We start from the raw sequence: 9,288 nt of genomic DNA on the forward strand, positions 1-9,288 counted from the left end.
ATATAACAGATGTGGACAGTATCTTTGATCGCACATTTCGTCAAAACTAACCGGAAAGGACAATAAAATAATGAAAGAAAAGAAATCAGAAGCACCTCGCAGAGGAAACGAAGAACTGTTTAAGTGGAATGGTAATCCGACATTTGGTCAGATACTTCCGCTTGCTGCCCAGCATGTACTTGCAGCAGTTGTAGGATGTGTTACACCGGCAATTCTGGTTGCAAATGCAGCGAATAATGCAGGCGGAAATGTAAACATGGGTCTCTTGATCCAGATGTCACTTGTATTTGCAGCATTATCAACATTCCTTCAGCTGTATGGAAATAAGATCCATCTTGGATCCGGACTTCCGGTCATCATCGGTGTAAGTTTTGCTTATGTTCCGACAATGACAGCAATTGCAGCACAGGCTCAGGACGTTAACACGATTTTTGGCGCGATGATCGTAGGTGGTATTGTAGCAATTATCGTTGGACTTACTATTAAGCAGATCAGAAAGGTGTTCCCACCACTGGTAATCGGAACTGTTATCTTTGCAATCGGTCTGTCTCTTTATAAGACAGCCATTAACTACATGGCAGGAAACTCCGCGAACACATATGAAGTGATCGTAGAGCAGAGAGGTCAGACAGCAGCACTTGTTTATGGTTCCTGGCAGAACTGGCTTGTATCCCTTGTAACACTGGCAATCGTAATCGGTCTGAACCATTACGGAAAAGGACTTTTCAAACTTGCATCTATCCTGATCGGTCTGATCTGTGGATATGTACTTGCATTGTGCTTTGGAATGGTTGATTTTTCAGCACTTTCAAACGCAGGTTGGTTCCAGCTTCCACAACCGTTTGCTTTCGGTGTAAAATTCGATATCTCAGCGATTATCCCGCTGGCGATTTTGTTCCTTGTCAATTCCATTCAGGCAATGGGAGATTTCTCCGCTACAACAAGTGGTGGTATGGATCGTCTTCCTACTGACCAGGAGCTCAACGGTGGTATCATCGGTTATGGTATCAGTAATATCGTAAGTGCATGTTTCGGATGTCCTCCGACAGCAACTTACAGCCAGAACGTAGGTATTGTTGGTTCTACAAAAGTTGTAGCAAGAAAGGTATTTTCACTTTCAGCATTTATCCTTCTGATTGCAGGACTGATTCCGAAATTCTCAGCACTTCTGAGAACAATTCCTCAGTGTGTACTTGGTGGAGCAGTAGCATCTGTATTCGCAGGTATCGCAATGACAGGTATCAAGCTTCTTGTAAGTGAAGGTATGTCTACAAGAAACACAACAGTTGCAGGATTATCTATTGCAATCGGTATGGGTGTATCCTTAAGTAACGGATGCTTAAATCAGATGACATCAACAATTTACGATGGATTAGGAATGACAATGGGACTCGAGAACTTCCAGTCCATCATCAATAACACATTTGCATCATCACCGGTTGTACTGGCGACAATTTTTGCAGTTATTTTGAATCTGGTTCTTCCGAAAGATCCAAAGCCGGAGACAAAATAAAAGGAAACAGATCTTTGAGAAAAGACAGGTTCTTGGGGAATGATCTGTCAGAGATTTCAAAGATTTAATCATTACGGAAGAACCTGCCGATGGCAGGTTTTCCGTGATAAAAGAAAAAAGAGAGGTAAAAAGTATGAGTGAAATTATGAGACCTATGTCATTTGAACAGCTTTTAAACTGGACATTGACAGAGTACAAAGAGAATGGAACAGTATTTGGAGAGCGTCATCCATATCATGCGGACAGCAAGTTCAACCGCACAATCTTCGGACGCGATCTTGAGACACCAATCGGACCGGCAGCAGGTCCAAACACTCAGCTGACACAGAATATTATCGCAGCTTACTACACAGGAAGCCGTTTCTTCGAGCTGAAGACAGTTCAGGTAATGGACGGAGACGAGCTTGCAGCATGCATCAACAGACCATGTATCAAGGCTGATGACGAGTGCTACAACTGTGAGTGGTCTACAGAGCTGTTTGTTCCACAGGCAATGGAGGAGTACATCAAAGCATGGTTCCTTCTGAAAGTGATCTCAAAAGAATTCGGACTTGGAAGCATGGACGGATTCCAGTTCAACATCAGTGTTGGATATGATCTTGCCGGAATCAAATCAGAGAAGGTTGACACATTCCTGAACACAATGCAGCATGCACAGGATTCAGAGATTTTCAAGCACTGCAAGGCTTATCTTCTTGAGCATGTTGACCTGTTCGAGAAAGTGACAGCAGAAGATATCGAAAGCATTTCCGGTGATATCTGTAATTCTGTTACAATCTCTACACTTCACGGATGCCCTCCGGAAGAAATTGAGAAGATCGCAATGTATCTGATCACAGAAAAGGGATTCCATACATTTATCAAATGTAACCCGACACTTCTTGGATACGAGTATGCAAGAAAGACAATGGATGACATGGGATACGATTATATCGCATTCGGTGACTTCCACTTCAAAGACGACCTGCAGTACGAGGATGCTGTTCCGATGCTGAACAGACTGATCGCTGTCTGTCAGGAAAGAAACCTGGAGTTTGGTGTGAAGATCACTAACACATTCCCGGTTGATGTAAAACAGAACGAACTTCCAAGTGAAGAGATGTATATGTCAGGAAAATCTCTGTATCCACTTTCCATCTCCGTAGCAAATATGCTGGCAAGAGATTTCGGTGGAAAACTGAGAATCTCCTATTCAGGTGGTGCTGATTTCCATAACATCGAGGGAATCATCGATGCAGGAATCTGGCCGGTAACAATGGCTACAACAATCCTGAAACCAGGCGGATATGACAGACTTTGCCAGATTGCAGGACTTCTTGAGAAAGAAGGCGTTGTATTCACAGGTATCGACGCTGCCAAGACAGAGAAACTGGTTGAGGAAGCAAAGACAAGCCCATATCATGTAAAGGCTGTAAAACCGCTTCCGTCCAGAAAGATCAACAAACAGGTTCCGCTGATCGACTGCTTTATCGCTCCTTGTAAAGAAGGATGCCCGATCCACCAGGATATCACAACATATCTGCAGCTTGTAGAAGCTGGTAAATATGAAGAAGCTATGGATGTTATCACAGAGAAGAATCCACTTCCATTCATTACAGGAACAATCTGTGCACATGCTTGTATGGGCAAATGTACACGTAACTTCTATGAGTCACCGGTACATATCCGTGAGATGAAGCTTGAGGCAGCTCAGAACGGATACGAAGCACTGATGAACAAGCTGACAGCACCTGCAATCACAAAAGAAGGTAAGGCAGCAGTGATTGGTGGAGGACCGGCTGGTATGGCAGTTGCTTACTTCCTGCGCAGAGCCGGAATGGCAGTTACAGTATTTGAGAAGAACGACGCTCTCGGCGGTGTTGTTCGCCACGTGATCCCAGAATTCAGAATTCCGGGAACATCTATTGATAAAGATGCAGCACTTCTTGAGAAGATGGGCGTTGAAGTTCGTCTGAACACAGAAGTAAAAGATACAGCAGCACTGAAAGCAGAAGGATTTACAACAGTGATCCTTGCAGTAGGAGCTTCTGAGCCTGGAGTATTAAGACTTGAGCAGGGTGAAGCTAAGAATGCACTCGAGTTCCTGGCTGACTTCAAGGCAAATGACGGAAAACTTGATATCGGTAAGAACGTTGTAGTTATCGGTGGTGGTAACACAGCAATGGATACAGCAAGAGCAGCAAAACGTACAACAGGCGTTGAATATGTATATCTTGTATACAGAAGAACAAAACGCTATATGCCGGCAGACGAAGAAGAGCTGGTAATGGCAGTAGAGGACGGCGTAGAATTCATGGAACTCCTTTCTCCTGTTAAACTTGAGAATGGAAAACTGATCTGCGAAGTTATGGTTCTTGGCGATATGGATGCTTCTGGAAGAAGAGGCGTTGTTAAGACAGGAGAACTCAAAGAGATCCCGGCTGATACAGTGATCGCAGCTGTTGGTGAAAAAGTTCCGACTGCTCTTTACGAGGCAAATGGAATCAACGTAAATGACAGAGGACGTGCTCTTGTAAATGAAGAGACATTAGAGACAAACGTAGAGAACGTTTACGTTGTTGGTGACGGACTTGGCGGACCGGCTACAGTAGTAGAAGGTATCCGTGATGGTCTCAAAGCTGCTCAGGCAGTGATCGGAGAGACTCTTGTAAGAGATTTCGATGCGGAGACAGATGAAGCTGTTGTATATGAGAGAAAGGGTAACCTCGAAGACGTACGCGAAGACAGCACAGAGGCTAAGAGATGTCTTAACTGTGTAGGAATCTGTGAGAACTGTAAGGAAGTTTGCCCGAACAGAGCAAATGTAGCAATCAAGGTTCCGGGACTGGAGAAACATCAGATCATCCATGTGGATTACATGTGTAATGAATGTGGTAACTGTAAGAGCTTCTGTCCATACGACAGTGCTCCGTACCTGGATAAATTCACATTATTCATGGATGAGAACGATATGGCAGACAGCAAGAATCAGGGATTCACAGTACTGGATAAAGATGCAGTACACTGCAAGGTTCGTTTCTGTGGAGAGATCCTCGACTGGACACTTGGAGAAGAGACAAAGATTCCGGAAGCACTTCAGAAAGTAATGGAGACTGTTTGCAAGGACTACACATATCTGTTAAGATAATAGCAGAAGGTTTATGTGAGATTGCTCCGGTGGAAATTGAGTGAGACTAGAGTGATAATATGTGAGATAGATAGCTCACAGGCATCTGCCTGTGGGCTATCTTCTTTTCAAAAGACGCAGAAATATAGAAAGAAGGGATCTGTAAAATGATAAGCTATTTCAGAGATGACAGACTTTGTGAAGCAGACTCTTTCTTATCGGTAGTAAAGCCTGACTATACAGAATGTCCGATGATAGCTGCTGTCGGTGCGGGAGGAAAGACCTCTACATTGAGAAGGCTTGCAGAAGAGTATGCGCTGATGGGGAAAAAGGCAATTGTTCTTACAACAACTCATATGAGAGAAGAGACGACTCCATGGAGTTGTGTGGCTGAAGAGGAAGAGTGGATTAGTAAAGGGAACGAGCTGCTTGAACGAGTGAAGGAATGCCTTGAACAATATGGACAGGCCTGGATTGGGGCAAGAACGAAAAAAGGGAAAATGAGCTGCGTTCCGGAGTTGATTCTGGCAGAGATAGAAAGCTGGAATGTGCCATTACTTGTTGAAGCGGACGGAGCAAGGATGCTGCCATTAAAAGTACCGGGAGAACAAGAACCTGTGCTCCTGCCACAGACAACACATGTATTTTCTGTCTACGGAATGGACGCTTTGGATCAAAAGCTGGAAGAAATCTGCTTTCGAAGTGAAAAGTCGGCAGAGCTTCTTGGAAAACAGCCGGAAGATCAGGTGACAGAAGAGGACATAATAAAGCTTGCCTGTCATGAACAGGGCGGGCGAAAAGGCTGTCCAAAGCAGGCAGAGTATATTGTTGTACTGAATAAGGCAGACACAAAGGAACGGCGAGACAGAGCGTGTAAGATTGCAAAGTGCTTGTATGAGAATGGAATCAAGAATATATTTGTGACATCTTATATGCTGTAATAAATATTGTAGAAAAAGTGCAGAGATTATTCTTGAACGTAAATAAATTAGAAAATAACGGAGAATCATAGAAGATTCTCAGGAAAATAGATGGGAAGTATTGAGATGAAGATATTGATTAAAGGTGCGGGAGACCTGGCAACAGGAATCGCATCCAGATTATATGGCGCAGGGCATCAGATCATGATGACAGATATTGCTGTGCCATTGACGGTCCGCAGACTGGTTGCATTTTCCAGAGCGGTTTATGAAGGTGAGGCAGTTGTAGAAGATATGACGGCGCGCCTGGCAAAGAATCAGGAAGAAGCAGAGGAGATTATGGAACAGGGAGATATCCCTGTGATCGTTGATCCAAAGGCAGAATGTATACAGTGGTTTCAGCCGGATGTGATTGTGGATGCCATCCTTGCAAAGAGAAATCTTGGAACAAAGATCACAGATGCACCGTTTGTAATCGGAGTCGGACCTGGATTTACTGCCGGGGAAGACTGCAACTGTGTTGTAGAGACAAAGAGAGGACATACACTGGGGAATGTAATCTGGGACGGAAGTGCGATCCCGAATACCGGAGTTCCGGGAAATGTTGGGGGATATTCTATTGAGCGTCTGATCAAGCATCCGCAGATGGGGTGATCGAACCGAAGGCTGTGATCGGCGATCTGGTACGAAAAGGACAGATCGTTGCAATTACAGGCGGAGAGCCGGTTTATGCGCTGATGGACGGTATCGTTCGCGGAATGCTTCAGCCAGGTGTTCAGGTGACGAAGGGACTGAAGATCGGAGATATTGATGCTCGTGCAAAGCAGGAGCATTGCCGGACAATCTCAGACAAAGCAAGGGCGATTGGCGGAGGTGTGCTCGATGCAGTCTGTAGTTATGAAAAGAGCAGAGGAAAGTATGCACTGATCTTATTGGCAGCAGGACAGAGCGTACGATTTGGTTCAGATAAACTGAAAGCAGTTGTAGAAGGTGAAGCAATGTATGAAAGTGCGATCAGCCGGTTTGAAGCATTTCAGGGATTCAAGTCTTATGTAGTGACAGGAAAAGAAGAGATTACACTTTCAGCAGAGTCAGCAGGCTGCACCGTCGTATGCAATAAAGAACCGGAGAAGGGAATCTCTCTTTCTGTAAAGCTCGGTCTGACAAAGGCAATCGAGGATGCGGAAGAAAATGGAACACCGCTTCGAGGAGTCCTGTTCAGTGTTTGCGATCAGCCAAGATTAAAAAAATCCACGATTCAGAGAATCATAAATACAGCATTTCATAATCCGGGAAAGATTGTTTGTGCAGGAGAAGGAACAAGAAATGGCAATCCGGTCTTGTGGGATAAGAGATTCTTTGATAAACTTTTGGAGTTAGATGGAGATATCGGTGGAAAGAAGATATTGAAAGAAAACGTAGATTCGCTGAAAATTGTGCCGGTACAGGCGGGAGAACTTCAGGATATTGATCGCAAAGAAGATCTCGGAACGGCATAATGATAGAATTGCTGGTTGCATATAGTGTGAACAGTGATAAAAATAGCACGGTAAGCTGAAAGGAGAATGCAAATGCGGGTAGGAGCAGTGATTGCGGCAGCAGGAAAATCTGGTGGATATAAGAGTTATGATAAGATGAAGTCGGTGGATGGAATCCAGGTTCTGCGTCAGATGATTTTAAATTTCAAGAGAGCAGGCGTGGATGAGATCGTGCTGATCACAGGATACCAGGCGGAGCAGGTGGAGAAGAAACTGGCGAAGCTTGGGGCAATATTCCTTCGCAGTGAAGATTATGAGAAGGAAGAGATGATCACGTCAGCAGTTCGAGGGATGAACTACCTGAAACCGCGCTGTGAGAAATTCTTCTTCTGTCCGGCAGGAGTTTCTCTTTTCACAGAAGATACCGTACGTGTGTTGATGCAAAAAGCGAAAGAAAATGAAAACAATCATGAGAAAGTCTATGTACCTGTCTGGGAAGAACGAAAAGGACATCCGATCCTGATGGATCGCAGTATGGTTGATCAGTTTGCTTCTTATGAAGGTGAAGGTGGACTTAAAGGTGCCATGGATGCGCTGAATGTAGAACGCATTTTCGTTCCGGTGGAAGACAACGGTGTAGCGATTTACTCTGGACAGGGAGAACCTTTCCGTGAGATTTTCAAAGAGAAGGAAAAGGAGAGAAGAATCCGTCCGAGAGTGAAGCTTCAGTTGGAGAAGAATGAGAACTTCTTCGGTCCGGGAATTGTATTTCTTCTGCGTCAGATCGATACACTTGGCTCGGTAAGAGACGCCTGTGCAAAGACAGGAATGTCTTACAGCAAGGGCTGGAGCCTGATCAGAAGTGCAGAGAAAGAACTCGGATATACCGTTGTAGAGCGAAGTCCGGGAGGCAAGCATGGCGGTGTAGCCAATGTAAGCGAAGCAGGGAAAGACATACTCAGAAAATATGAACTGCTGGAAAAAGATGTGGTGAAATATGCAGAGAAGAGATATAAGGATATCTTTGAATCATAATTCAGTCAATGAAAAAAAGTTGTGTAAATCACAACTTTTTTTAAAAATGCGATTGTTAAAATAAAACAAATCGGTTATAATAAGACCATCATTTAGAAAGAAAAGACAGGAATAATTACAACATTTTTATGAACAAGGCGCCTGTCAGGAGGAGATAGGATGAAAAAGAGAATTTTAGCAGTAATGATGGCAGCCGTAATGGTGTTTTCTATGGCTGGATGTGGATCCAAAGCCGACGAAAAGACAGACGACACAGCAAAAACAGAAGCAACTGACAACAAAGGCAGTGATGAAGAAGAAACAGAGATCCAGGTATTTATTGCAGCCAGCTTGAAGAATGTAATGGATAAGCTCGCAACACAGTATAACGAAGAACATCCGAATGTAAAGATCACATACAATGCAGACAGTTCAGGTACACTTCTGACACAGATTGAAGAAGGATATGAGTGTGATATCTTCTTCTCAGCAGCACAGAAGCAGATGGACCAGCTTGAGTCCGATGGTCTTGTAGTAGACGGAACAAGAGCGAATGTTGTAAACAACCAGGTAGTAGTTGTGACAAGAAAAGACAGCGGAACAAAGGTAACAGGACTTGATAACTTAAGCGAAGCAGAAAGCTTTGCACTTGCCGGCGGAAGCGTACCGGTAGGTAAGTATACAAGAACCGCACTTATGAATATGGGTGTTCTTCCGAAGGTGGATGATCCTTCAGCAATCACAACAGAAGAAGTATCAGAAGCACTTGGCGGACTTGAGATCAGCGAGCAGGACAACGTAAGCAAGGTTCTTTCCGCAGTAGTGGAAGGATCTTGTGAAGTTGGAACAACTTACTACTCTGATACATATGGATTCGAGGACGAACTCGATATTCTTCAGACAGTAGGGTATGATCTGACAGGAAATGTAATCTATCCGATCGCACGTGTAGTAAATGATGAGGCTGATGATGCACAGAACGCAGCAGCAGATGATTTCATCAAGTTTGTTCTGTCAGACAATGCAAAGAAAGTATTTGAGTCTTATTACTTCGATACAAATGTAGAATAAAGATAGTGTGATAGTAACGGATGTGTTACTATAGAAGCAGAGGGTTACTGTTCACTCCCGTGTCAATCACTTTGCTGATTGACACGGAGGATGCGTGTTTTGACTTGAATGCATCTCGCCCCATCGCCAAAGGCGATTTAAAATGGCGAGATGCGTTGCTGGTCGCACATCGTGTGAACAGTAACA

The 9,288-nt window shown here is 44.1% G+C and carries 6 protein-coding genes and 1 pseudogene; all 7 read left to right on the plus strand.

What is annotated here, in order from left to right; all coding sequences use genetic code 11:
* Positions 1–70: 70 nt before the first annotated feature.
* Complete coding sequence (locus tag DXB52_RS05730) at positions 71–1,513, plus strand: uracil-xanthine permease family protein (protein WP_118106717.1); 1,443 nt, start codon at positions 71–73, stop codon at positions 1,511–1,513.
* A 133-nt stretch (positions 1,514–1,646) separates the two neighbouring features.
* Positions 1,647–4,640 (plus strand): putative selenate reductase subunit YgfK, encoded by a 2,994-nt coding sequence (gene ygfK / locus DXB52_RS05735; protein ID WP_118106718.1) that lies wholly within the window; start codon positions 1,647–1,649, stop codon positions 4,638–4,640.
* 146 nt (positions 4,641–4,786) lie between these two features.
* Entirely contained in the window at positions 4,787–5,560 is a 774-nt protein-coding gene (gene yqeC / locus DXB52_RS05740; protein WP_118106719.1) for a selenium cofactor biosynthesis protein YqeC, read from the plus strand.
* A 105-nt stretch (positions 5,561–5,665) separates the two neighbouring features.
* A pseudogene (yqeB, locus tag DXB52_RS16740) lies at positions 5,666–6,438 on the plus strand (selenium-dependent molybdenum cofactor biosynthesis protein YqeB); the annotation flags it as partial.
* Positions 6,415–7,038: a nucleotidyltransferase family protein gene (locus DXB52_RS16745; RefSeq protein ID WP_472519976.1), complete on the plus strand. Its 624-nt coding sequence runs from the start codon at positions 6,415–6,417 to the stop codon at positions 7,036–7,038. The pseudogene yqeB and the gene DXB52_RS16745, both read left to right, overlap by 24 nt.
* 72 nt (positions 7,039–7,110) lie before the next feature.
* Positions 7,111–8,052 (plus strand): NTP transferase domain-containing protein, encoded by a 942-nt coding sequence (locus tag DXB52_RS05750; RefSeq protein WP_181989167.1) that lies wholly within the window; start codon positions 7,111–7,113, stop codon positions 8,050–8,052.
* A 159-nt stretch (positions 8,053–8,211) separates the two neighbouring features.
* Entirely contained in the window at positions 8,212–9,102 is an 891-nt protein-coding gene (modA, locus tag DXB52_RS05755; protein WP_118106721.1) for a molybdate ABC transporter substrate-binding protein, read from the plus strand.
* The last annotated feature ends 186 nt before the right edge of the window (positions 9,103–9,288 follow it).

The sequence above is a fragment of the Ruminococcus sp. OM04-4AA genome, from assembly GCF_003462585.1.
In the GTDB taxonomy this organism is placed as follows: Bacteria; Bacillota; Clostridia; order Lachnospirales; family Lachnospiraceae; genus Mediterraneibacter; species Mediterraneibacter faecis.